Raw genomic sequence first — 22,671 nt, forward strand, 5'->3', positions numbered from 1 at the left:
TCAGCGCGTCGGGACCGGACGCTCGCCGGAATAGTCGTAGAAGCCGCGCTTGACCTTGCGTCCGATCCAGCCGGCCTCGACGTACTTCACGAGCAGCGGGCACGGACGATACTTCGAATCGGCCAGGCCCTCGTGCAGGACCTGCATCACCGAGAGGCAGGTATCGAGGCCGATGAAGTCGGCCAGTTCGAGCGGGCCCATCGGGTGGTTGGCACCGAGCTTCATGCCGGTGTCGATCGCCTCGACATTACCGACGCCCTCGTAGAGGGCATAGACCGCCTCGTTGATCATCGGCAGCAGGATGCGGTTCACGATGAAGGCCGGGAAGTCCTCGGCATTGACCGGCTTCTTGTCGAGCTTGACCACGACCTCGCGCACCGTGCGGAAGGTCTCCTCCTCGGTCGCGATGCCGCGGATCAGCTCGACCAGGCCCATCAGGGGGACCGGGTTCATGAAGTGCATGCCCATGAACTTGCCCGGCCGGTCGGTGACCGCCGCGAGCCTCGTCACCGAGATCGACGAGGTGTTGGTCGCGAGCAGGACGTTGGCCGGCAGGCCCTCGCAGACCTTCTTGAAGATCTCGCGCTTCACCGCCTCGTTCTCGGTCGCGGCCTCGACGATCAGGTCGCAATCGGCGAACGCCTTGTAGTCGGTGGCGGTCGAGATGCGGTTGAGCGCCGAGTCCTTGTCTTCCGGACGGATCATGCCGCGGCCGATCTGCCGGTCCATGTTGCGTCCGATCGCATCGAGACCCTTGTCGAGATGGGCCTGGTCGACATCCGCAAGACGGATGTCGAAGCCCTTCAACGCGCAGACATGGGCAATGCCGCTGCCCATCTGGCCGGCACCGATGACTCCGATGCGCTTGATCATGATGGGTACCCTCGGGTTACTTTACTTTTTCTCGATCGCGGCGGTGAGCTCGGGAACGAGCTGGAAGAGATCGCCCACGAGTCCGTAGTCGGCCACCTGGAAGATCGGCGCTTCCTCGTCCTTGTTGATCGCCACGATCGTCTTGCTGTCCTTCATGCCGGCGAGATGCTGAATGGCGCCGGAAATGCCGATCGCGATGTACAGGTCGGGCGCGACCACCTTGCCGGTCTGGCCGACCTGGTAGTCGTTCGGCACGTAACCCGCGTCGACCGCGGCGCGGCTGGCGCCGAGGCCGGCGCCCAGCTTGTCGGCCAGGGTCTCCAGCATCTTGAAGTTCTCGCCGCTCTGCAGGCCGCGGCCGCCGCTGACGACGATCTTGGCGCTGGTCAGTTCGGGACGCTCGCTCTTGGAAAGCTCGGCGCCGACATAGGAGGACAGGCCCTTGGCACCCTCGCCGGCGATCTTCTCGATCGCCGCCGAACCGCCGCCCGCCGCCGCCTTGAAGTTGGTCGGGCGCACGGTGACGATCTTGATCTTGTCGGCGGTCTGGACGGTGGCCATCGCGTTGCCGGCATAGATCGGCCGGACGAACGTGTCGGGCGAAACGACCTGGATCGCCTCGGAGACCTGCGCGACGTCGAGCAGCGCAGCGACGCGCGGCGCGATGTTCTTGCCGACCGAGTCGGCCGCCATCACGACGTGGCTGTAGTTCGGCGCGAGCTTCACGACCAGCGGCGCGATGTCCTCGGCCAGCCAGTTGGCATAGGCCGCATCGTCGGCCTGAAGCACCTTGGTGACGCCGGCGATCGAAGCGGCCGACTTGGCCGCATCGTCGCAGTTGCTGCCGGCCACGAGGACCGTGACGTCCGGATCCATCTGGCTCGCCGCGGTGACGGCGTTGGCGACGTTGGCCCGGACAGCTTTGCCGTCATGCGCGGCGACGACGAGAACGCCCATGATCAGATCACTCCCGCTTCGTTCTTCAGCTTGTCGACGAGTTCGGCGACGGTCTTCACCTTGATACCGGCTTTGCGCTTCGGCGGCTCCTCGACCTTCAGGGTCTTGAGGCGCGGCGCGACGTCGACGCCCAGCGCGTCCGGCGCCAGCGTCTCGATCGGCTTCTTCTTCGCCTTCATGATGTTCGGCAGCGACGCGTAGCGCGGCTCGTTGAGGCGCAGGTCGGTCGTGATCACGGCCGGCATCTTGATCTTGATGTTCTCGAGGCCGCCGTCGACCTCGCGCTTCACCTCGACCGAGCCGTCGGCGACGTTCAGCTTGTTGGCGAAGGTGCCCTGCGACCAGCCGAGCAGCGCGGCCAGCATCTGACCGGTCTGGTTGGAATCGTCGTCGATGGCCTGCTTGCCGACGATGACGAGGCCGGGCTGTTCCTTGTCGACCACAGCCTTCAGCAGCTTGGCGACGGCCAGCGGCTGCAGTTCGGCATCGGTCTGCACCAGCACACCGCGGTCCGCGCCCATGGCGAGCGCCGTGCGGATGGTTTCCTGGCACTGGGCCGGGCCGGCGGAGAAGGCAATGACTTCGGTCGCGGCGCCCTTCTCTTTCATGCGGATCGCCTCTTCAACGGCGATCTCATCGAAGGGATTCATCGACATCTTGACGTTAGCCGTCTCGACACCCGTGTTGTCGGCCTTGACGCGGATCTTGACGTTGTAGTCGATGACCCGCTTGACCGCGACCAGCACTTTCATCGCGTTGCGCCTATCGGTGAGTTGAGGCCGGACTGACCCGTCCGGCGAAGGGGTTTTCGTGTAGGGGTGTTGAGCCGATCATGTCAAGGCTATGGCGCACTGCACAAGACCGCAGTGTGGAAGCTTTTTTCTCAATTTTTCAACAGCTTGCCCGCTAGCGCGCCCCGCCCGGCACCCACAGCACATCTGCCGTGCCATTGTCGTTGAGCCGGCGCGCCAGCACGAACAGGTGGTCCGAGAGGCGATTGATGTACTTGATCGCCTCCGGGTTGATCTCCTGCTCGGCCGCCAGATGGGTCATGCAGCGCTCCGCGCGCCTCGCCACGGTCCGGGCGAGATGCAGCCACGAGGCGGTTTCGCTGCCGCCCGGCAGGATGAAAGACTTGAGCGGCTGCAACTCGCCGTTCATCGCATCGATCTCGTGTTCGAGGCGCTCGACCTGCGAGGCCACCATGCGCAGGGCCGGCTCATCGCGCTTGGTCTTGCCTTCGGGTGTGCAGAGATCCGCGCCGAGGTCGAACAGGTCGTTCTGGATGCGGGCCAGCATGGCATCGGCCTCGGCGAGGCGCGGATCGCTGCCGCCCGCGCGCGTTATGGCGCTACGCGCCAGGCCGATCACCGAATTGGCCTCGTCGGTCGTGCCATAGGCCTCGACGCGGATGTCGTGCTTGGCGACACGTTCGCCACGTCCCAGTGACGTCATGCCGGTGTCGCCGCCGCGCGTGTAGATGCGGTTGAGGGTAACGGCCATCGCCTAGCTCCTGCTCGCCAAATACCAGAGAATGATCAGCACGACGGTGAGGAGCTGCAGACGCACGCGCCACCACATCATGCGGTTGCTGCGCCGACTGCCCTCGATGTTGCCGTCCTGGTTGCGGCTCATGTTGATCAGGCCGGCGAACAGCGTGCCCAGCGTCGCAAACGCAGATACCAGCACGAGAACGAAAAGGACGTTGGCAAGAGTCATAGGGGCTTATCCCGCATTGTGCCGGCCCGCGCCAGTACGGGCGCCCGCCCAAGGGCGCGCATCGCGGGAGGCTGGCGTGCCGGTGGCGAGGCGGAAGATCGTCTCGGCGGTCTGCTCGGCCGACCAGAGGGCCGCATGGACCGTGCCGTACTCGACCGGCTCGGTCGCCTCGCCGGCGAAGAACACGCGATTTCCCAGCGACCGCGCATGTTCGGTGCAGTCGTCGGGATCGCTGCCGACGCCGGGGTAGGAATAGCCGCCGCGCGACCAGGGATCGCTCAGCCAGCGCGGGAACGCCACCGCCTCGGGGGCGGGGATGTTCTCGCCGAACATCGCACGCAGCGATTTCATGGCGACGGCGATCACCTCCGCGTCGCTCGCCTCGCGGTCGAGATGGATCGCGGTGTGGCCGTTGCAGAAACTGAGCAGGATCGGCAGACCGGTCTCCTGCTCGTGACTGACCCAGGTGTTGAAGCCGCCCCGTTGCACGGGCGAGTCGGGAAGCCGCCCGAACCATTTCGGCGACTCCGGCCAGAAGCGGCGCGGAAAGCGCAGGTAGATCTTGCCCAGCACGCCCGCGCCGTAGCCGATGCGGCCGATCGCGGCGCGTTGAAGCTCCGGCGGGAGCGGATCGAGCGTCGGCAGGCCGGCACGCAGCAGCCCGACGGGCACGGCGATCACCGCGCGATCCGCCTCGATGCGCTCGCCACTCTGCAGGATCGCGGTCACCCCGCCGCCCGTCCAGACGACGCGCTCGACCGCCGTGCCCTGGCGGATGGAAAGCCCCTTCGCGACATCCTCGATCAGTGACCGGTAGCCGCCCTTCGGCTGGGCATTGCGCTCGAGCCCTTCCGTGGGGAACCACTCCTCCGCCGCCACCGCCTCCCAGGGCGCGCTCTGCACGCCCTCACTCATCTCGACGAAGGTCGCTACAACCAGACGGTCGATCTCGGGCAGCCAGGACGCCGAAAGCAGTGGCTCGACGGCGTCCCGCACGGAGATCGACCGCGGCCCGCGCACGCGAGTCAGCGCCTTGCTCTTCCACGTCGCCCATTCGATCGCGGCTTTGAAGGCCATTCGTCCCATCACGGCTCGCCGGCGCTGGCCCTCGCGGGTCGGCGACGTCGCCCGCTTGTCGATGAGCAGGCGCTCGCCCTGCGATTCGATCAGGTCGATGCCCAGCTTCTCGCACCAGAGGGTGAGCGGATTGCCGTCGACCCCGTGCACCCAGGAGCCGCCGAGATCGACGGGCGCGCCGACGCGATCGTCTGTCCAGGTCCGGCCGCCGATTCGTCCGCGGGCCTCGAGTACGGTGACGGTGAAACCCGAATCCTGCAGCAGCCTCGCGGCGACCAGCCCTGCCATCCCGGCACCGACGACGACGACGCGCTCGCCGTTGCCCGCCCCCATCGACCACGAACCGGTGCGGCTCACCGCCCGGCCCAGGCCAGCATCGGCAGCGATGACATCGAATCGAACGTCCGGCCGCCCGCCGCCCGTAGCGCCTCGGCATCGCTGTACGGGGCGCCGACATAGGCGAGTGCGCGCATGCCGGCGGCGCGGGCCGCCTGAATACCCGGCAGCGAATCCTCGACCACGACACAGTCGAACGGCTGCTCGTTCATCTGTATCGCGGCGTGCAGGAACAGGTCCGGGAACGGTTTGCCGCGCGGCACCTGGCTCGAACTGAAGATGCGGCCCTCGAAGCGTGACCACAGGCCGGTGATGCCGAGGGTGACCCGCATCTTGTCGAGCCCGCCCGAACTGGCGACGCAGGTCGCGATGCCCGCCGCCTCGATCGCATCGATCGCCTCGACGACGCCGGCAACGGGCTGCAGCGGTGCGTCACGGAAGGTCTGAAGCGTGTCCGCTTGCAGCCGTTCGACGAAATCGGCAGGCAAGGCGCGGCCGAGTTCGCCTTCGACGATCTCGACGCACGACTTCATCGAGCGGCCCATCAGGCGCCGCATCGTGTCCTCGACGGTCCAGTCGAGCCCCTCGCGCTGGAGCGCGCGGGCAAAGCAGGTGTTGGCGAGGGGCTCGCTGTCGACCAGCACCCCGTCGCAATCGAATATGACCAGCACGCCCCGAGGAGTATCAGTAAGGCTTGTCGCCTGCCACCGTGACCCGGTTGCCGCTGCGGGTGTGCGGCCAGTAGTCCCACATCGCACGATGCTGGACGCAGCGATTGTCCCAGAAGGCGATGGAATTCTCCTGCCAGCGGAAACGGCACTGGAAGAGCGGGTTTTCCATGTGTTCGTAGAGATAACGCAGGATCGCGTCGCTTTCGTCGCGCGGCAGGCCGACCAGCGAGCGGGTGAATCCGCGATTGACGTAGAGTGCCTTCTTGCCCGTCACCGGGTGGGTCCGCACCACCGGATGGATGGCGCGCGGATACTCGGGTTTCTCGACCACGTTGTAGTTCTTGTAGAGGCCGCGATAGACCGATTCGCCGTCATGGACGGCGGTCAGCCCGTCGAGATAGGTCTTCATCCGGTCCGACAGCGCCTCGTAGGCGGCGTACATGCTGGCGAACAGCGTGTCGCCGCCCTTGGGCGGGCACTTCTTGATGTAGAGGATGCTGCCCATCGGCGGCTCGAGGTCGCAGCTCACGTCGGTGTGCCAGCCTTCGCCATTGGCGCGCGGCGAATCCTTGTCGGCATGAATGATCATCAGCTCCGGCTTGCCGGGTTCGCTCGGCGCCGCGGGGTGGGTATGCAGGTCGCCGAACAGGCGGCCGAAGGCCAGGTGCTGGTCCTGGCTGATGTGCTGGTCGCGGAAGAAGATGACCAGGTTCTCGGCCAGCGCGCGATGAATCTCGTCCTGCTGCCGGTTGGATAGCGGCTGGCTGAGGTCGATCCCGCTGATCTCCGCTCCGAGGATCGGCGTCAGCTTGTCGAGGGTGATCGTTTCGTACGGGGCGCTTTCGTCGGCGTTGTGCCGGTAACGCGGGCCGGCATTGGCGTTCAGGGATCCTGCCATGGGTCTCTCCTATTCAACCTTGATGTTGGCTCGACGGATGATCTGGCCCCAGCGCTCCTTCTCGGCGCTGGCGAACGCAGCGAACTCGGCCGGCCGCATGAGCTTCGGCGTGCCGCCCAGGGCCGCCAGCCGCTCGACGACTTCCGGCATCGCCGACACCGTGTAGAGGTCGGCATTGATCTGGCTGACGATCTCCGCGGGCGTCCCTTTCGGCGCATAGAAGCCGGTCCAGGTCGTCAGCAGGACGTCGGGAAGTCCCGCTTCCGCCGCCGTCGGCATGGTCGGCACGGCGGCGTAGCGTTCGCTGTCGGTGACGAGCAATCCCTTCAGCGCGCCGCGGTCCATCGCGATCTTCGCGTTGACCGTGTCGATCATCATGAAGGTGAGCAGGCCGCTCTGCACGTCGGGGATCGCCTGCGGGTTGCTCTTGTAGCCGACATAGACCGCGTCGACGCCTGCCGACATCTTGTAGAGCTCGGAGGCGACGCGCGCAGGCAAGGCGCCGGCGCCGTAATTGTGCTTGCCGGGCTCGGCCTTCAGCTTCGCCGTCAACTCGGCCGCCGTATTGATGGGGCTGTTCCTGTCGACCAGCAGCACGAAGGGCGAGGTGCCCATGCGCGAAATCGGCGCGAAGTCGGCGATCGGATCGTAGGGCAGCTTGTCGTAGATCGCGGGATTGACGACCTGTGTCATCGCCGAGGTCGCAAAGAGCGTCAGCCCGTCGGGCTTGGCGCGCGCGACCGCTTCGGCCGCCGGAATGCCATTGCCACCGCCCTTGTTGTCGATCACCACAGGCTGGCCCCACAGCGCCGACAGACGCTCGGCATAGACGCGGGCGCTGATGTCGGTCGCCGCGCCAGCCGGAAACGGCACGACCATCGTCACGCGCCCCGCAGGATACTTCTGCGCCCGTACGATCGCGGGCACCGCAAAGGCTGCCGCGCCCAGCCCCATCCCGAACCGTCGTCTGCCGATCATGTTTCCTCTTGGTTTCTTTGTTGCGGCAAAGCTAACGCCCCGCGAACGGCTCCGCCTCGTCCAAGTCGACAAAGTCCGTATTACGGAATAGCTTCCTGCCATGGCCATCGAGCCCGTCCGCCGCAGTTTCGCCATCCTCGAGGCGCTGAGCCGGCGCCCGCACGGAACGATCGCGGCGCTGGCGAGCGAGACGGGCCTGCCCCGCCCGACGGTCGTGCGCCTGCTCGGCACGCTGGTCGAACTGGGATACGCAACCCAGGTCTCGCGGTCCCTGGGCTATCGCCTCACCGATCGGGTGCTTGCGCTGGCGCAGGGCATCCGCTTCATCGACCATCTGGTCGACATCGCCGCGCCGCACATGCAGCGCTTCACGCAGGAACATGGCTGGCCGCTCTATCTCGGGTCGATCAGCCACCACGCCATGACGATCCGCTATTCGACCGCGGCCGAGAGCCCGATGTCGTTCGAGCGGATGGCCCTCCAGCGCCGCAGCCCGATTCTCTCGGGCGCGCTCGGGCGCGCCTGGCTCGCGTTCTCGACAGACGAAGAGCGCCGAGCGATCCTGCGCGACCTTGGTGTCCGCTACGACGCGAAACTGGCGGCGGCCTTTGCGCGGATCCGCCGGGACGGCCACGCCTTCTCGGTCGTGACGCGTACGGCGCGCCTGCAGGGTATCGCCGTCGCCATTCACAGGAACGATCGCATTCTCGGGTGCATCTCGATGCGCTTCACCCGCTCTGCCCTGAGCGAAGCCGCGGCCGGCGCGCGTTATGGCGCGCCGCTGACGGCGCTCGCACGCGCCATCGCAATCGACGTGGCAAACGAGTAGTTTGCGCGCAATTCAACGGAGGAAACATGCCGGCATTCGACGCCATCGCAACGCAGACCGTGCGCAAGGCAAACCATCTCGAACCCGCTTTCGTACACAAGGAAGACATCGAAGCCGCAGCGCGGAAACTCGCCGCCCGGAAGAAGAAGCCCAACATCCTGATCTACCTGATGGACGATGTCGGCTGGGGTGATTTCGGCTGCTATGGCGGCGGCGTCGCCGTGGGCGCACCGACGCCCAACTTCGACAAGATCGCGCGCGGCGGCCTGCAGCTCACCTCCTGCTATTCCGAACCCTCCTGCTCGCCGTCGCGCGCCACGCTGCACACCGGTCGCGTTCCGAACCGTCATGGACTGCATCGTCCCCCGATGTACGGCGAACCGGGCGGCCTGCAGGGTGAGATCACCCTGCCGATGCTGCTCGGCCAGGCCGGCTACACGACGCAGGCGGTTGGCAAGTGGCATCTCGGCGAGAACGTGGAGAGCCAGCCGCAGCATGTCGGCTACGACGATTTCTACGGCTTCCTCTCCGTCTCCGACATGTACACGGAGTGGCGCGACCCGCACTTCTTCCCCGAGATCGTCTATTCGGACGCGCGCACCGAGTGGATCAAGAACATGCCCTTCAACCGCTGCTTCGTGCACGCGACCAAGGGCAAGGAACTGACCAACGTCGAGGAGGTGACCATCCCCGTCCTCTCCGAACTCGACGAGAAGTGGTGCAAGTATTCCGAGGCGTTCATCGAGAAGCAGGCCAAGTCCGACAAGCCGTGGCTGCTGTATCACTGCACGCGTGGCGCCCACTTCGACAACTATCCGGGCGAGAAGTTCCTCGGCAAGTCGCCGGCCAAGCATCCCTACAAGGACACGCTGCTCGAACTCGACGAGATCATGGGCCGCCTCGTCGAGGCGCTGCGCAAGTCGGGCCAACTCGAGGACACGCTGATCTTCATCTCGTCCGACAACGGGCCGCACATGGAGACCTGGCCGGACGCCGCCTTCACGCCGTTCCGCTGCGCCAAGGGCTCGACCTGGGAAGGTGGCGTGCGCGTCCCCGGCCTGATGTACTGGCCGGGCACGATCGAGTCCGGCCGCCAGAGCGACGGGCTGTTCGACTTCAACGACATCGTGCCGACCGCGCTCGGCCTCGCCGGCGCGTCGGATCTGCTGCCGTCCGACCGCTACATCGACGGCGTCGACCAGAGCTCGTTCCTGCTGGCGCCGGACGGCCTGTCCAACCGCAAGTATCATTATTACTGGCTGAGCCAGACCTTCTCGGGGATGCGCTGCGGCGAGTACAAGATGGTGCTGTCGGCCACCAGCGACAATGCGACGGACGCCTTCGGCACCGGCGGCTTCACCGGCGTGCTGGAGCGCTACACCTATCCGAAGCTGTTCAACCTCTATCTCGACCCGAAAGAGCAGCACAATTACCTGACACGGAAGCTGGCCTACATCGAGGCCTTCCAGCTCGGCATGCGCAACCATCTCGGCACGTTCAAGAAGTACCCGGCCAAGAAGATCATGGGCATCAAGGTGGACGACAAGCGCGAATAGCCGCTTGCCGAATCCAAGACCCTAAATGCAGTCACCACGGCACCGGATCGCCGCGGTGATCGAAGAAGCCGCCGCTGCTGCCGGGCGGCAGGCGATCGATCACATCGAGGAGACGCCCGGCCGCTTGGTCGGGCGTCTGCATGTCGAGCCCCGCCTTCACGAAGGGCGACGAGAGCGATGTTGCCACCGTCCCCGGATGGAGCGCCACGCAGAGGGCGGCTGGCTGGCGGCGACCCAGCTCGATGGCGGCCGTCCGAACGAACTGGTTCAGCGCCGCCTTCGACGCGCGGTAGCTGTACCAGCCGCCCAGCCGGTTATCGCCGATGCTGCCCACTCTCGCCGACAAGGTGGCGAACACCGATCGCCCCTGACGCGGCAGCAGCGGCAGGAAGTGCTTCATCAGCAGGGCCGGGCCGATGGCATTCACGGCGAAGGCCCTGGCCATCTGCGCCGCGTCGAGATCGCGCCACGTCTTTTCGGGCGAGAGTCCGTCCTCGTGCAGGATTCCACTGGCATCGATGATCAGACGCACGTCGGCCCCGAGCTCCCCGACATGGCGCGCGGCAGAGGCAATGCTCGCCTCGTCCGTCAGGTCGAGAGGCGGTGAGCTTCGTCGCCCCAGTCCCAGCACCGCGCGAAAGCGAGGTTGCGCAGAGAGACGTTGGTGCAATGCGCTGCCGATACCTCCCGACGAGCCGACAACGATGGCGACGCCCCCCAGGAGGTGCGCGTCAGCCGCCCCAGACATCGTCGTAACGGGCGGTGCCATCCTTGAGCGGGAAATGCCGGTACGTGAGATAGGCCGACGTTCTCGAGGCCTGGTGGAAGACAAGGCCGGTGATGACGATACCGGCGGAAACGAGCACATGGAAAGCGATCAGCTCGCCGTACCAGATCCATGCGCCGGCGCTGAGGCAGAAAATGTTGGTCCACATGACGCTGAGGAACAGCATGAGCTGGAATCGCTGAGCCGCCGGCAGCGTTCGCAGCGGGTTGACGCTGGAGTCCATGACGGCGCGATAAAGAGAACTCATGTTTCGATCCTTGTGAACACTGCAACCACTACGCGTCAGGAGCGGTGGCGGATCACGCGTGCGACATGGCAGCCGCTGCCATCGTGGGGACTTGCCGCCGAACGCTTGCACAACCAACTGTCAGGCAATCGACCGCCGCGTCGGTCTGGAGCCCTCATGACACTGGCAAACGTCCTCTTCGTGCTCGTCCTCGTTTCTGCATTTGCAACTCTGGTGGTCCTGTTCGTCGGCGTGCTCTCGATGGGCCGCGATGAAGCCGACGGAACGGCCGGCGCAAGCCGCAGCAACCGCCTGATGGTCTGGCGCGTCCGTCTGCAGTTGATCACCGTCCTGCTGATACCGCTTTGGTATCTGGCGAGCCGCGCCTGAGGCAAAGCTCAGGCGGCGCGTGCCGAGCGGCCAGCCCGGAGCGAGCGGGTATCTAGTTACGGCCCTCGATCAGGCCGCGGCAGACGACCTGGGCCTGGATCTCGGCCGCGCCCTCGAAGATGTTGAGAATGCGGGCGTCGCAGAGGACGCGGCTCACGGGATATTCCATCGCATAGCCGTTGCCGCCGTGGATCTGCAGCGCATTGTCGGCATTGCTCCAGGCAACGCGCGCGGCCAGCAGCTTGGCCATGCCCGCCTCGATGTCGCAGCGGCGGTCCGAATCCTTCTCGCGCGCGGCGAAGTAGGTGAGCTGGCGGGCGATCATGGTCTCGACGGCCATCCAGGCGATCTTCCCCGCGACGCGCGGGAAGGCGTAGAGCGGCTTGGCGAACTGGATGCGGTCCTTGGCATAGCGCAGGCCGAGTTCGAGCGCATTCTGAGCCACGCCGACGGCGCGGGCCGCGGTCTGGATACGCGCGCTCTCGAAGGTCGCCATTAGCTGCTTGAAGCCATGGCCTTCCTTCTCGCCCAGCAGGTTGGCGGCCGGCACCTCGAAGCCGTCGAAGCCGATCTCGTATTCCTTCATGCCGCGATAGCCCAGCACCCTGATCTCGCCACCGCTCATGCCCTTGGCCGGAAACGGATCGGCGTCGGTGCCGCGCGGCTTCTCCGCCAGGAACATCGAGAGGCCCTGATAGCCGGGCTTTGAGGCGTCGCTGCGGGCCAGCAGCGTCATGATGTCGGCCCGCGCGGCATGGGTGATCCAGGTCTTGTTGCCGTTGATCCTGTAGGTGTCGCCCTCGAGTACGGCGCGCGTGCGCAGGCTGGCGAGGTCGGAGCCGGTGTTCGGCTCGGTGAAGACCGCCGTCGGCAGCAGCTCGCCCGACGCGATGCGCGACAGGTACTTCTGCTTCTGCGCCTCGGTGCCGCCGGAGCGGATCAGCTCGGCCGCAATTTCCGAGCGGGTGCCCAGCGAGCCGACGCCGATATAGCCGCGCGACAATTCCTCGGTGACGACGCACATGGCGAGCTTGCCCATGCCGAGCCCGCCCCACTCCTCGGGGACGGTGAGGCCGAAGACGCCGAGATCGGCCATCTGCTGCACCACCGGCAGCGGGATCAGCTCGTCGCGCAGGTGCCAGCCATGCGCGTGCGGCGCCACCTCGGTGTCGACGAAGCGCCGGAACTGACGGCGCACCTCGTCGAGCGCCTCGTCATCCAGCCCAAGCGCACCGAAGCCGCCGGTGTCGAGACCGTCCGAGATGAGTTTGGCGATGCGACCGCGCACCGCCGGCGTGTTGCCGGCGATCAGCTTGGCGACGGCCGGCGTCTCAAGGGCAGAACCGTCGAGGCCGAAGTCGCCCGGCCGCACGATCTCGACCTGGCTGATGGCGATGCCGCCCTTCAGCTGCGCGAGATATTCGCCATAGGCCGACTGCAGGATCAGGCTTTCGAGTTCGCCGCCCGCCCCCGCTTCGGCCCAGCGCCGCATCTGGCGCAGCGCCGCCACGTAGGTGGCGATCCAGGCAAAGCCGTGCGCGGCGAACTGCTCGCGCTCCAGCAGCTTCGCATCGACCTTGCCCTGCGGCGCCACAAGCGCCCGCACCGCTTCACGCACAGCGGTTTCATGGCGACCGGCCGCACCCTCGGCTTCGGCGCAGAGCAAGAGGAGGTCGGGAAGGAGGATCAGGGACATGACGGACTCGAAATCATCTCCTCCCCCGTCATACGGGAGAGGTGCCCCCGAAGGGGGCGGAGGGGGGAAAGCAACGGACCGGACTGAGGCTCACCCCCTCCGGCCTGCGGCCACCTCCCCCGCGCTGCGGGGGAGGAAAGCTGACCTTAGTCGTCCAGCGCGTCCTCGAGGGTGCGCAGGCCGGGACGCTTGGCGGAGACCAGCACGGCCATGTTTCCGGGCTTGTGCTGGTTCTTCCACATCTTGGTGTGGGCCTTGGGGATGTCGGCCCATTCGAAGACCTCGCTCATGCACGGGTCGATGCGGCGCTCGATCACCAGCTGGTTGGCCTGGCTGGCCTGCAGCAGGTTGGCGAAGTGGCTGCCCTGGATGCGCTTCTGGCGCATCCACACGAAACGCGCGTCCATCGTCAGATTGAAGCCGGTGGTGCCGGCGCAGAAGACCACCATCCCGCCGCGCTTCACGATGAAGCAGGAGACCGGGAAGGTCTGCTCGCCGGGATGCTCGAACACGAAGTCGACGTCGTTGCCCTTGCCGGTGTGCTCCCAGATCGCGGCGCCGAACTTGCGGCACTTCTTCATGTACTCGGCATAGCCCGCCTGATCGTCGACGTCGGGCAGCTGGCCCCAGCAGTCGAAGTCGTTGCGGTTGATGACGCCGCGGGCGCCCAGCGACATCACGAAATCCTTCTTCGACGGATCGGAGATCACGCCGATGGCGTTGGCGCCGGCCGTGGCGATGAGCTGGATCGCCATTGAGCCGAGGCCGCCCGCCGCGCCCCACACCAGCACGTTGTGGCCGGGCCGCAGGATGTGCGGGCGGTGGCCGAACAGCATGCGATAGGCGGTGGCGAGGGTGAGCGTGTAGGAGGCGCTCTCCTCCCAGGTGAGGTGCGGCGGGCGCTTCATCAGCTGCCGTGCCTGGACCTTGCAGAACTGGGCGAACGACCCGTCGGGCGTCTCGTAGCCCCAGATGCGCTGGCTGGTGGAGAACATCGGATCGCCGCCGTTGCACTCCTCGTCGTCGCCATCGTCCTGGTTACAGTGGATGACGACCTCGTCACCGACCTTCCAGCGCTTCACCTTGGCGCCGACCGCCCAGACGATGCCCGAGGCGTCGGAGCCGGCGATGTGGAAGGGCTGCTTGTGCACGTCGAACGGCGAGATCGGCAGGCCGAGACCGGCCCACACGCCGTTGTAGTTCACGCCCGCGGCCATAACGAGGACCAGCACCTCGTCCTCGCCGATCGTGTGGGTCGGGACCACCTCGAGCTGCATGGACTGTTCCGGCGGGCCGTGACGGTCGCGCCGGATGACCCAGGCGTACATGTTCTTCGGCACGTGTCCGAGCGGCGGAATTTCCCCGACCTCGTAGAGATCCTTCTTCGGCTGGTTGGCCGTGGGATGAGGGCGAGCCGCGAAAGCGACGACGGACATGGCAAATCCTCCTGCGTTGCGGCGAAACTATTGCTGCATTCGCGAGAGTGCAACGCACAAATACGAATCGGAACGGTTGGCACAGGGGAAAAACAACAAAATTACCCATGCCATGCGGAAAATCCGCATTGCCGGCAACCTGAAGTCGCGGCAGGCTTGCGAGGTAAACGGTCGTTTACCAAGCAGCTCGAGTTTAGGGGAGAGCGCACCATGAAACTCATGTGGTTCCACCTCATGCCGTACACGGAGCTTCCGGAGGACTTCAACCGGAAGCATCCGTCGGTGTGGGTCGACATCCATTCCTCGCTGTTCGACCCCAAGCGCGCGCATCACATGTACAACGACTTCATGGACGAGCTCGAATACGCGGCCGAGCTCGGCTACGACGCGGTCTGCGTCAACGAGCATCATTCCAACGGCTACGGGCTGATGCCCTCGCCCAACCTGATCGCCTCGTCGCTGGCGCGCCGCACCACCGACACCGCGCTCTGCGTCATGGGCAACTCGCTGGCGCTCTACAATCCGCCGACGCGCGTCGCCGAAGAGTTCGCGATGATCGACTGCATCTCGGGCGGCCGGCTGATCGCGGGCTTCCCGGTCGGCTCGCCGATGGACACCTGTTATGCCTATGGCCAGAATCCGAGCCTGCTGCGCGAGCGCTATCTCGAGGCGCACGACCTCGTGAAGCGGGCCTGGACCGAGAAGGACACCTTCGCCTTCAACGGCCGCTACAACCAGCAGCGCTACGTCAACATCTGGCCGCGCCCCATCCAGAACGACCCGCATCCGCCGATCTGGATTCCCGGCGGCGGTTCGGTCGAGACGTGGCGCTGGTGCGCCGAGATGGACTACGTCTACTGCTACCTGTCGTACTACGGCTACAAGGCCGGTCTCACGACGATGCAGGGCTTCTGGAACGAGATGGAGAAGCTCGGCAAGGACCGCAATCCCTACCGCGCCGGCTTCCTGCAGTTCGTCGGCGTGGCCGAGAGCCGCCAGCAGGCGCTCGACCTCTATACCGAGCCCGCCGAGTATTTCTACGGCCGCTGCCTGCACGTAGATGCCCGCTACGCCACGCCGCCCGGCTACACGACCGAGGCCACGCAGCGCGCCGGCATCCAGAGCATGGTGAGCAAGGCGGCCAATACGGCGAGCTATTCGAGCAAGCTCAGCATGAAGGCCACCAACATGAAGGACATCGTGGACGGCGGCTACGTCATCGTGGGCTCGCCCGACGAGGTGGTGGAGCAGATCCGCCACGTCGCCAAGAGCCTGAACGTCGGCCATCTCATGCTACTGCTGCAGTACGGCAACATGAGCAAGGACACCACCAAGTACAACACGCGCCTGTTCGCCGAGAAGGTGATGCCGAAGGTCAAGGACCTGTTCGGCGAATGGGAGGACAAGTGGTGGCCCAAGCCGATGGCCAAGGGTCAGCGCGCCGCGGTTCCCGCCTTCCGCCCGCAGACCGTCGCCGCGGAGTAGTCGCGTGTCCCAGCCCGCTACGACGATCGTCGAGGTCAACGGCCATCCCTGCCGCGTCTGGACCAAAGGGAAAGGCCCGAAGCTGGCTTTCCTGGCGGGCCTCGGCGGCCTGCCGCGCTGGCTGCCCTTCCTCGACAGGCTCGCCGAGACCCGGACGGTGATCGCTCCCTCCCTGCCCGGATACCCCGGCGCCACAGGTCATACCGAGCTCGACACGCATCTCGACTGGGTGCTGGCGGTGCGCCAGATCGTCGAAAAGGCTGGCCTTGCCGGCGCCGATCTCGTGGGAGCGTCGGTGGGTGGCGCCTTTGCCGCGGAAATGGCGGGGATCTTTCCCGGCCATGTCGGCAAACTCGTGCTGATCGCCCCCTTTGGCCTGTTCGACGAGAAGGAACCGGCGGCGGATCCCTGGGCGCAGCGCAAGGACGTGCTGCCGGGCCTTCTGTGCGCCGATCCGGCCAACTGGACCGACTTGGTCGCCGCACCGGAGGGCGCGAATTCCGTGGAATGGCCGATCGAGATGACCCGGGCATCCGAAGCCGCCGCCCGGGCTTTCTGGCCGCTCGGCAATACACGTCTGGAAAAGCGCCTGGGACTGATCGCGGCGCCGACCCTGATCCTGTGGGGCGACCGCGACGCCATTCTGCCCCCAAGCTATGCGGGCAAGTTCGCTCAGGGAATCGACAAGGGGCTCAACGGCCCGACACGGGTCGAAACCGTGCCCAATGCTGGCCATCTGGCCTATCTCGACCAGCCCGACGCGGTCGCGCGGGCGGTATTGGCCCATTTTGCCTGAGCCGCTCACGCCCTTGGTGGTTGCTTCGCCGGTTCGGATCGCTATTGTCCGGCGCGTTAGGGGTTTTGCGAGGTAAACGGCAATGACGATCCGTTCGATGAAGATGACCGCAGGCGCTTCCCTGTTCGCGGCGGTTCTGGCGATCGGCGCGAGCCTGCCCGAGCGGCAGGCATCGGCCCAGGTGAGGCCTGTGCCGCGCGAGGGCGTGGCCTTCAACGACGTGGTCACCCAGCGGGTCAAGATTGAGTCGGCCGATACCGAGAGCCGGACGGTCGCCTTCACCCTGCCGAACGGCCAGCTGCTGATCCTGCCGGTGGCCGACAGCGTCAAGAACCTCGATTCGATCGACGACGGTTCGATGGCCAGCGTCACCTATTCCGAAGTGGTGACCATGCTCAACCTGCGCCAGAAGGGTCCGGGCTCCCAGCTCGCCCGCAAGGACCAGATGAGCTCGTCCCCGAACCAGACGGACGTCGAGGCCGGCCGCTTCACCCTGACGGTCGTCGGAATCGACCTCGGCAAGAACATGGTTTCCGTGATCGACGGTCGCGGCGGCCCGGTGCGCACCTACTCGGCCAATTCCATCGCCAAGCAGGACATGCTGAAGAAGATCAAGGTCGGCGACGTCGTCATCGGCATGACGACCCCGCTGATGATCACCGCCATCTCGCCGGCGCGCTGAAGCGCCCGCGGCTGAACGTAGAACGGCCGGCATCTGCCGGCCGTTTTCTTTTGTGGGGTGTCAGCCGACGCTGACGTCTTCCCAGAAGCCGATCCAGTGATCGACCGACTGCATGCGCGCCTGCGGCGCCTCATAGGACCAGGCGGACCGCGGACTGCGCGCCTGTTCGTCCACGACGTCATAGAACTGAACGCCATGCGGACATTGCAGGTCGCTGCCCGTCCTGGGCGTCTGCTTCAGCAGGTCCATGCGCACCGCTTCGCGCGGAAAGTAGTGGTAGCCATCGACCACGAGCGTACGGTCGCTCTCGGCGATCACCTTGCCCTGCCATACGGCCTTCATGGCTGCCTTTCCTTTCTCAATATTGGTCGCGGCGCTTCACCCAGTCCATCGTGAAGGGGAGTCCCGCCTCGTCCCGGCCCTTCGAGGTCAAATCCAGCAGGTGGTAAGCGCCGTTCAGCATGTCAACGCCCCGCGCGTAAGTCGAATAGGTGTGATAGACGGCGCCGTCTTCGTCGCGGCGGAAGGCGCTGAACCCGGGCATCTCTCCCGGGCCGACCTGCATCGTCCCGAAATTGTAATCGAGCGCCTCCTCGCCGGGCCGCGAGCTTACCTTGTAGTCGAAGTTGAAGTCGCCTTCGCCGGACGACACCCAGCGGAATGTCCACCCCATCCGCCGGGCGTAGGCTCCGAGCGTCGCCAGCGGCGCCCGGGAGACGGCGACCAGTGCCGTGTCGCGATGGGCGAGATGAACGTCGATACCATTGAAATTGTCGGCCCAGAAGGAGCAGCTCTTGCACGCTTCGGTCCAGTCCGGACCGAACATCAGGTGGTAGACGAGAAGCTGGCTGTGACCGGAGAAAAGATCGGCCAGTGACACGCGGCCTTCGGGCGCCTCGAAGGAATACTCCGTCTCGACACGCTCCCAGGGCAGCGCCCGGCGCTGACGCGAGAGCTCGTCCCGCAGCCGGGTGAACTCCTTCTCCTTCGCCAAGAAGTCGCGGCTGGCCGCGAGCCATTCCGCATGGGAGACGACGGGATGAGCGGTCATGCCGACCTCCTGAAGAAGGCGACGAGCTTGTCGAAGCTACCGGCCCAGCCCTGGTCGTGGCAGGCGAAGTCGTCGGTGTCCGCAAACGGACCGTGCACCAGGGTCAGTTCGGTGCGCTCGCCCAGGGCACGCAGTTCGACCCGCACCGTCGTCTCGTGGCCGCGCGCGCGATTGAAGTCGCCATCGGCATGATGGGCCCAGGTGAAGACCAGCCGCTCAGGCCGGACGACGTCGAGATAGACGCCCGACGAGGCGAAGATCCCCTGCTCGTTGCGTCCATCGATGCGCCAGGCGCCGCCGCGTCTCGCATCGACCTCGCACAGCGTGATCTCCACGCCGGGCGGACACATCCAACGCACGAACTGGTCGCGGTTGACCCAGGCGTCGAACACCCTTTCGCGTGGAGCGTCGAAGATCCGGCTGATGTGCAGCGTGCTGTTATCGAGCCTTGCGTCGGGCATCTGACTTTCCTTTCGTCGGCTTGGAATCGGTTTCGGTGCTCTTCAGGAAGGCGTCGAGCCGGTCGAAGCTCGCTTCCCAGAACCTGCGGTAGTGCTCGATCCAGTCCGCCGCCGCGCGCAGCCCCTCGCCGCGCAGCTCGCAGCGGCGCCACTGCGCCTCGGTGTGGCGCTCGATCAGCCCGGCCTCGGTCAGCACCTTGAGATGGCGCGACACCGCCGGCAGCGACATGTCGAACGGCTCGGCCAGTTCGCCGACCGTGGCGCCGCCGCTGGCGAGCCGCGCGAGAATGGCGCGCCGCGTGGGATCTGCGAGGGCCGAGAAGGTCTGGGAGAGAGCATCCATATTTAACGTATATGTTAAATACCAAGATGCGTCAAACCATTACCTGCCGGGTCGTCGCCCCGCAGGACTGCCCGGGTACATCATCGCGGCCCCAGATTGCGGCCCATGGCGTCGGCTTCTATGAAGGCGCGCCCTATTAGGAGTTGAAGCGAATGGAGTCGATCTACCGCGTCGAAGGTGCCACCGCCGACACGAGCGCTTCCGCCGGTGGGCCGTGGAGCCCCAAGCTTCAGCACGGGGCGGCGCCCTCTTCGCTGATCTGCTGGGCGGTCGAAAACCTGCCATCACCGGTGCCGATGCGCGTCGCCCGCCTGACCGTCGACCTGATGCGGCCGGTACCCGTCGCACCGCTCACGATAGCGACCGAGATCGTCCGCGAAGGCCGCAAGATCCAGCTCGTGTCGGTGCGGCTGCTGGCCGACGGCGCCGAGGTCGTGCGGGCGAGCGCGCTGCGCATCCGCGTCGACCCCAGGGAAATGCCGGCGATCGCCAACGGACCACCGGTCCAGCTCCCGCTGCCCGAAGACTGCGCGCCGCCCGACTTCTTCGCGACCGAAACGCCGTTTCTCAAGGGTATCGAGATGCGCACCGCCAAGGGCGGCTTCCGCATCCCCGGCCCTGCCGCCGTCTGGTACCGCGCGACGCGTCCCATCGTCGAGCATGCCGCGATCTCGCCGCTGATGCGCGCGGTCATCGCCGCCGATTTCTGCAACGGCACCTCGTCGGTCTTCGACATGAACGACTGGACGTTCATCAACGCCGACCTGACCGTCAGCCTCGGACGCGAGCCGGTCGGCGAGTGGGTGCTGCTCGACGCCGAGACCTGGATCGGCCCGGACTCGGTCGGCATCGCCGCCGCGCGCCTCGCCGACCGCCAAGGCTATTTCGGCCGCGCCGTGCAAAGCATCATCTTCGAGAAGCGGTGAGGGACTCTCTCCGTCCTCCCCATTCAGATGGGAAGGTGCCCGCGTCAGCGCGGGCGGAGGGGTCATCCATGCCTTTTCTGCACCGTGCGCGCTCTCGCGCCTCAGCAGGCGCTGCCGCCCGACAGCGCATCAGAATGCTCTAACCGCGCTTCCAGGTCGTTCCCTTCGGCCCGTCCTCAAGGATCACGCCCTTGGCCTTGAGATCGTCGCGGATGCGGTCGGACTCCTTGAAGTCCTTGGCCTTGCGCGCCGCCTGACGGGCCGCGATGGCAGCCTCGATTTCGGCGTCCGACGGGCCCGAGGCCGCAGCGGCCGGCGTCCAGCGGAACCAGGCTTCCGGATCCTGCTGCAGCAGGCCGAGCGCGGAGGCGCCCACCTTGAGCTCCGACGGATCGCGCAGCTGGTGCAGCGCGCTGATGGCGAGCGGCGTGTTGAGATCGTCCGACAGCGCCTCCTCGACTGAGGCCGGAATGGGCTTCGGCTCGAGCGCCTTGCCGCGCAAGAGACCATACCAGCGGTCGAGGGTGCCCTTGGCCTGGGCAAGGCCTTCGGGCGTAAAGTCGAGCGGCTGGCGATACTGCGCCGACAGCAGCAACAGGCGGATCACCTCACCGGGATACTGGTCGAGCAGCTCGTGCACGGTGAAGAAGTTGCCGAGCGACTTGCTCATCTTCTCGCCGGAGATGTTCAGGAAGCCGTTATGCATCCAGTACTTCGCCATGATGGCGTGACCGAAGGCGCTACGGCTCTGCGCGATCTCGTTCTCGTGATGCGGGAAGATCAGGTCGAGGCCGCCGGCATGGATGTCGAACGTCTCGCCGAGCAGCGCGCCGCTCATGGCGGAGCACTCGATATGCCAGCCGGGACGGCCACGACCCCACGGGCTCGGCCAACCCGCCTGCGCATCGGTGGACGGCTTCCACAGCACGAAGTCGGCCGCGTCCTTCTTATAGGGCGCGACCTCTACGCGGGCGCCGGCGATCAGCTCGTCGTGCGAGCGGCGCGACAGGCGGCCATAGTCTTCCATGCTGGGCACGTCGAACAGCACATGGCCCTCCGCTTCATAGGCATGGCCGCGGGCGACCAGCCGCTCGATCAGCGCGATCATCTCGCCCACATACTTCGTGGCGCGCGGCTCGACGTCCGGCGGCAGTGCCCCGAGGCGGCTCATGTCGCTCTGATAGGCGGCGGCGGTCCGCTCGGTCAGCGCGTCGATCGACTCCTTGTTCTCGGCGGCGCGCACCATGATCTTGTCGTCGATGTCCGTGATGTTGCGGACATAGGTCACGCGCGGATAACGCCGCTTCAGCAGACGGTAGAGAATGTCGAAAACGACGACCGGGCGCGCATTGCCGATATGGACATAGTCGTAGACCGTGGGGCCGCAGACATAGAGGCGCACGTTCGAAGGGTCGAGCGGCACGAACGGCTCTTTTTCGCGCGACAGCGTGTTATAAACGACGAGGGACATCGCCCCTTCTCCCCACTCAAAAAACGAACGAAACCTGACGCGGCCCGCTGGGCCTCAGGCCTCGATACATCGCGCGAGAGACGCGCCGGGAAGAAAGAACTGCGACATGGGGTCAATCTATACGATGGGTTCCTGCCGCGCAATTCAGGCCCCGTGGCAATGCCTTCTGCGGCTCCGCGCCCGTGAAGTAGCGCGGTGACCATGGCGGCGACCTCGGCCGGCGGGTCGTTGGCGGGTCAAGCCGCCTCCGCTAGTCTCCGTTCCAATCGGAGGAAACCAACCACAATGCGCACCGAAGACATCGAATACCGAGCCGACGGCGTCCGCATGGTCGGACAGTATGTGGTCGACGACGGCAAGCCCGGCCGCCGCGCCGGGGTGCTGGTCTGCCACGAGGGGCCGGGCCTCACCGACCACACGAAGAAGATCGCCGCCCGCCTCGCGGGTCTGGGCTACGCCGCCTTCGCGATGGACTATCACGGCGACGGCAAGCCGCTCGCCGATCCCAGCCAGACCATGACTCGCCTGCAGCCTTGGATGGCCGACCCGACGGGCATCCGCACCCGGGCGCTGGCGGCCCTCGACGTGCTCAAGGCGCAGAGGGAAGTCGATCCAGCGCGCCTCGCGGCCATCGGTTACTGCTTCGGCGGCACGACCGCGCTCGAGATCGCGCGCAGCGGCGCCGACGTGAAGGCCGTCGTCGGCTTCCATTCCGGCCTCGCGACCGCGCGGCCGCAGGATGCGGCCAACATCAAAGCCAAGGTGCTGGTCTGCATCGGCGCCGACGATCCGATCATTCCGCCCGAGCAGCGTCTGGCCTTCGAGAAGGAGATGAAGGCAGGCGGCATCGACTGGCGGCTGCAGCTCTATGGCGGCGCCGGACACAGCTTCACCAACCCGGCCGCCGATTCGCGTGGCATGAAGGGCTTCTTCTATCACCAGGCCACCGACCGCCGGTCATGGAACGCCATGATCGAGCTGTTCGACGAGACGCTGAATTAGAACCGAAGAAACAAGGGAGGATCCG

Annotated in this window: 26 protein-coding genes; 8 read left to right on the forward strand and 18 right to left on the reverse strand. The window is 66.1% G+C overall.

Annotated features, from left to right (window positions below):
• From ACO07I_RS07245 to ACO07I_RS07285, 9 genes are all read right to left on the reverse strand, one after another.
• Positions 1 to 873: a 3-hydroxybutyryl-CoA dehydrogenase gene (locus tag ACO07I_RS07245; protein ID WP_422015764.1), complete on the reverse strand. Its 873-nt coding sequence runs from the start codon at positions 871 to 873 to the stop codon at positions 1 to 3.
• 21 nt (positions 874 to 894) lie between these two features.
• The gene (locus tag ACO07I_RS07250) at positions 895 to 1,830 is read right to left on the reverse strand and encodes an electron transfer flavoprotein subunit alpha/FixB family protein (protein ID WP_422015766.1); all 936 of its coding nucleotides are present in this window, start codon (positions 1,828 to 1,830) and stop codon (positions 895 to 897) included.
• A 2-nt stretch (positions 1,831 to 1,832) separates the two neighbouring features.
• Positions 1,833 to 2,582, reverse strand: coding sequence for an electron transfer flavoprotein subunit beta/FixA family protein (locus ACO07I_RS07255; RefSeq protein WP_295139985.1), 750 nt, complete (start codon positions 2,580 to 2,582; stop codon positions 1,833 to 1,835).
• A gap of 154 nt (positions 2,583 to 2,736) precedes the next feature.
• The gene (locus ACO07I_RS07260) at positions 2,737 to 3,333 is read right to left on the reverse strand and encodes a cob(I)yrinic acid a,c-diamide adenosyltransferase (protein WP_422015769.1); all 597 of its coding nucleotides are present in this window, start codon (positions 3,331 to 3,333) and stop codon (positions 2,737 to 2,739) included.
• Between the two features lie 3 nt (positions 3,334 to 3,336).
• A complete protein-coding gene (locus tag ACO07I_RS07265) occupies positions 3,337 to 3,549 on the reverse strand; it encodes a twin transmembrane helix small protein (RefSeq protein ID WP_298310613.1) in 213 nt (70 codons plus the stop codon).
• Positions 3,550 to 3,555: 6 nt separating this feature from the next.
• The gene (locus ACO07I_RS07270) at positions 3,556 to 4,983 is read right to left on the reverse strand and encodes a flavin monoamine oxidase family protein (RefSeq protein WP_422015771.1); all 1,428 of its coding nucleotides are present in this window, start codon (positions 4,981 to 4,983) and stop codon (positions 3,556 to 3,558) included.
• Entirely contained in the window at positions 4,980 to 5,633 is a 654-nt protein-coding gene (locus tag ACO07I_RS07275) for an HAD family hydrolase (protein ID WP_422015773.1), read from the reverse strand. The genes ACO07I_RS07270 and ACO07I_RS07275 overlap by 4 nt, the downstream gene beginning before the upstream one ends.
• Positions 5,634 to 5,646: 13 nt before the next feature.
• Positions 5,647 to 6,531: a TauD/TfdA dioxygenase family protein gene (locus ACO07I_RS07280; RefSeq protein ID WP_422015775.1), complete on the reverse strand. Its 885-nt coding sequence runs from the start codon at positions 6,529 to 6,531 to the stop codon at positions 5,647 to 5,649.
• A gap of 9 nt (positions 6,532 to 6,540) precedes the next feature.
• Positions 6,541 to 7,509, reverse strand: coding sequence for a Bug family tripartite tricarboxylate transporter substrate binding protein (locus ACO07I_RS07285; RefSeq protein ID WP_422015777.1), 969 nt, complete (start codon positions 7,507 to 7,509; stop codon positions 6,541 to 6,543).
• A 100-nt stretch (positions 7,510 to 7,609) separates the two neighbouring features.
• Here ACO07I_RS07285 and ACO07I_RS07290 point away from each other — a divergent pair, with 100 nt between their 5' ends.
• Entirely contained in the window at positions 7,610 to 8,338 is a 729-nt protein-coding gene (locus ACO07I_RS07290; RefSeq protein ID WP_422015779.1) for a helix-turn-helix domain-containing protein, read from the forward strand.
• A gap of 26 nt (positions 8,339 to 8,364) precedes the next feature.
• Positions 8,365 to 9,894 (forward strand): arylsulfatase, encoded by a 1,530-nt coding sequence (locus tag ACO07I_RS07295; protein ID WP_422015781.1) that lies wholly within the window; start codon positions 8,365 to 8,367, stop codon positions 9,892 to 9,894.
• A gap of 31 nt (positions 9,895 to 9,925) precedes the next feature.
• Here the strand turns inward: ACO07I_RS07295 and ACO07I_RS07300 are convergent, their stop codons facing one another.
• The gene (locus ACO07I_RS07300) at positions 9,926 to 10,663 is read right to left on the reverse strand and encodes an SDR family oxidoreductase (protein WP_422015784.1); all 738 of its coding nucleotides are present in this window, start codon (positions 10,661 to 10,663) and stop codon (positions 9,926 to 9,928) included.
• Complete coding sequence (locus ACO07I_RS07305; RefSeq protein WP_422015786.1) at positions 10,626 to 10,928, reverse strand: hypothetical protein; 303 nt, start codon at positions 10,926 to 10,928, stop codon at positions 10,626 to 10,628. Before ACO07I_RS07305 ends, ACO07I_RS07300 begins: the two co-directional genes overlap by 38 nt.
• Before the next feature lie 156 nt (positions 10,929 to 11,084).
• Between ACO07I_RS07305 and ACO07I_RS07310 the strand changes: the two genes are divergently transcribed.
• Positions 11,085 to 11,297 carry a twin transmembrane helix small protein gene (locus ACO07I_RS07310; RefSeq protein ID WP_422015788.1) on the forward strand — a complete coding sequence of 71 codons (213 nt, stop codon included), beginning with the start codon at positions 11,085 to 11,087 and terminating at the stop codon, positions 11,295 to 11,297.
• Between the two features lie 52 nt (positions 11,298 to 11,349).
• On the opposite strand, the gene ACO07I_RS07315 is transcribed toward ACO07I_RS07310, so the two are convergent.
• Both ACO07I_RS07315 and ccrA read right to left on the reverse strand, forming a co-directional pair.
• Positions 11,350 to 12,993, reverse strand: a complete 1,644-nt coding sequence (locus tag ACO07I_RS07315; protein ID WP_422015790.1) for an acyl-CoA dehydrogenase family protein — start codon at positions 12,991 to 12,993, stop codon at positions 11,350 to 11,352.
• Positions 12,994 to 13,139: 146 nt separating this feature from the next.
• Positions 13,140 to 14,429, reverse strand: coding sequence for a crotonyl-CoA carboxylase/reductase (gene ccrA, locus ACO07I_RS07320; RefSeq protein ID WP_422015792.1), 1,290 nt, complete (start codon positions 14,427 to 14,429; stop codon positions 13,140 to 13,142).
• Between the two features lie 210 nt (positions 14,430 to 14,639).
• Between ccrA and ACO07I_RS07325 the strand changes: the two genes are divergently transcribed.
• The 3 genes from ACO07I_RS07325 to ACO07I_RS07335 all read left to right on the forward strand — a co-directional run bounded on the left by ACO07I_RS07325 (position 14,640) and on the right by ACO07I_RS07335 (position 17,392).
• Positions 14,640 to 15,914 (forward strand): LLM class flavin-dependent oxidoreductase, encoded by a 1,275-nt coding sequence (locus ACO07I_RS07325; RefSeq protein ID WP_422015794.1) that lies wholly within the window; start codon positions 14,640 to 14,642, stop codon positions 15,912 to 15,914.
• 4 nt (positions 15,915 to 15,918) lie between these two features.
• Complete coding sequence (locus ACO07I_RS07330) at positions 15,919 to 16,710, forward strand: alpha/beta fold hydrolase (protein ID WP_422015796.1); 792 nt, start codon at positions 15,919 to 15,921, stop codon at positions 16,708 to 16,710.
• 82 nt (positions 16,711 to 16,792) lie between these two features.
• Positions 16,793 to 17,392, forward strand: coding sequence for a hypothetical protein (locus ACO07I_RS07335; RefSeq protein ID WP_422015798.1), 600 nt, complete (start codon positions 16,793 to 16,795; stop codon positions 17,390 to 17,392).
• A 60-nt stretch (positions 17,393 to 17,452) separates the two neighbouring features.
• On the opposite strand, the gene ACO07I_RS07340 is transcribed toward ACO07I_RS07335, so the two are convergent.
• From ACO07I_RS07340 to ACO07I_RS07355, 4 genes are read right to left on the reverse strand one after another with little or no spacing between them, the layout of a single operon-like run.
• On the reverse strand, positions 17,453 to 17,734 hold the full coding sequence (locus ACO07I_RS07340) for a DUF427 domain-containing protein (protein ID WP_422015800.1): 282 nt from the start codon (positions 17,732 to 17,734) through the stop codon (positions 17,453 to 17,455).
• 16 nt (positions 17,735 to 17,750) lie between these two features.
• Positions 17,751 to 18,443 carry a DUF899 domain-containing protein gene (locus tag ACO07I_RS07345; RefSeq protein ID WP_422015802.1) on the reverse strand — a complete coding sequence of 231 codons (693 nt, stop codon included), beginning with the start codon at positions 18,441 to 18,443 and terminating at the stop codon, positions 17,751 to 17,753.
• On the reverse strand, positions 18,440 to 18,904 hold the full coding sequence (locus ACO07I_RS07350) for an SRPBCC family protein (protein WP_422015804.1): 465 nt from the start codon (positions 18,902 to 18,904) through the stop codon (positions 18,440 to 18,442). Before ACO07I_RS07350 ends, ACO07I_RS07345 begins: the two co-directional genes overlap by 4 nt.
• A complete protein-coding gene (locus ACO07I_RS07355; protein ID WP_422015806.1) occupies positions 18,882 to 19,247 on the reverse strand; it encodes an ArsR/SmtB family transcription factor in 366 nt (121 codons plus the stop codon). Before ACO07I_RS07355 ends, ACO07I_RS07350 begins: the two co-directional genes overlap by 23 nt.
• 152 nt (positions 19,248 to 19,399) lie before the next feature.
• On the opposite strand from ACO07I_RS07355, the gene ACO07I_RS07360 reads away from it, so the two are divergent.
• A complete protein-coding gene (locus ACO07I_RS07360; RefSeq protein WP_422015808.1) occupies positions 19,400 to 20,173 on the forward strand; it encodes a thioesterase family protein in 774 nt (257 codons plus the stop codon).
• 139 nt (positions 20,174 to 20,312) lie between these two features.
• Here ACO07I_RS07360 and cysS read toward each other — a convergent pair whose 3' ends face one another.
• Positions 20,313 to 21,644, reverse strand: a complete 1,332-nt coding sequence (gene cysS, locus ACO07I_RS07365) for a cysteine--tRNA ligase (protein WP_422015810.1) — start codon at positions 21,642 to 21,644, stop codon at positions 20,313 to 20,315.
• A 285-nt stretch (positions 21,645 to 21,929) separates the two neighbouring features.
• On the opposite strand from cysS, the gene ACO07I_RS07370 reads away from it, so the two are divergent.
• On the forward strand, positions 21,930 to 22,646 hold the full coding sequence (locus ACO07I_RS07370; protein ID WP_422015812.1) for a dienelactone hydrolase family protein: 717 nt from the start codon (positions 21,930 to 21,932) through the stop codon (positions 22,644 to 22,646).
• The last annotated feature ends 25 nt before the right edge of the window (positions 22,647 to 22,671 follow it).

The organism is Reyranella sp. (assembly GCF_965227665.1).
Classification (GTDB): Bacteria; Pseudomonadota; Alphaproteobacteria; order Reyranellales; family Reyranellaceae; genus Reyranella.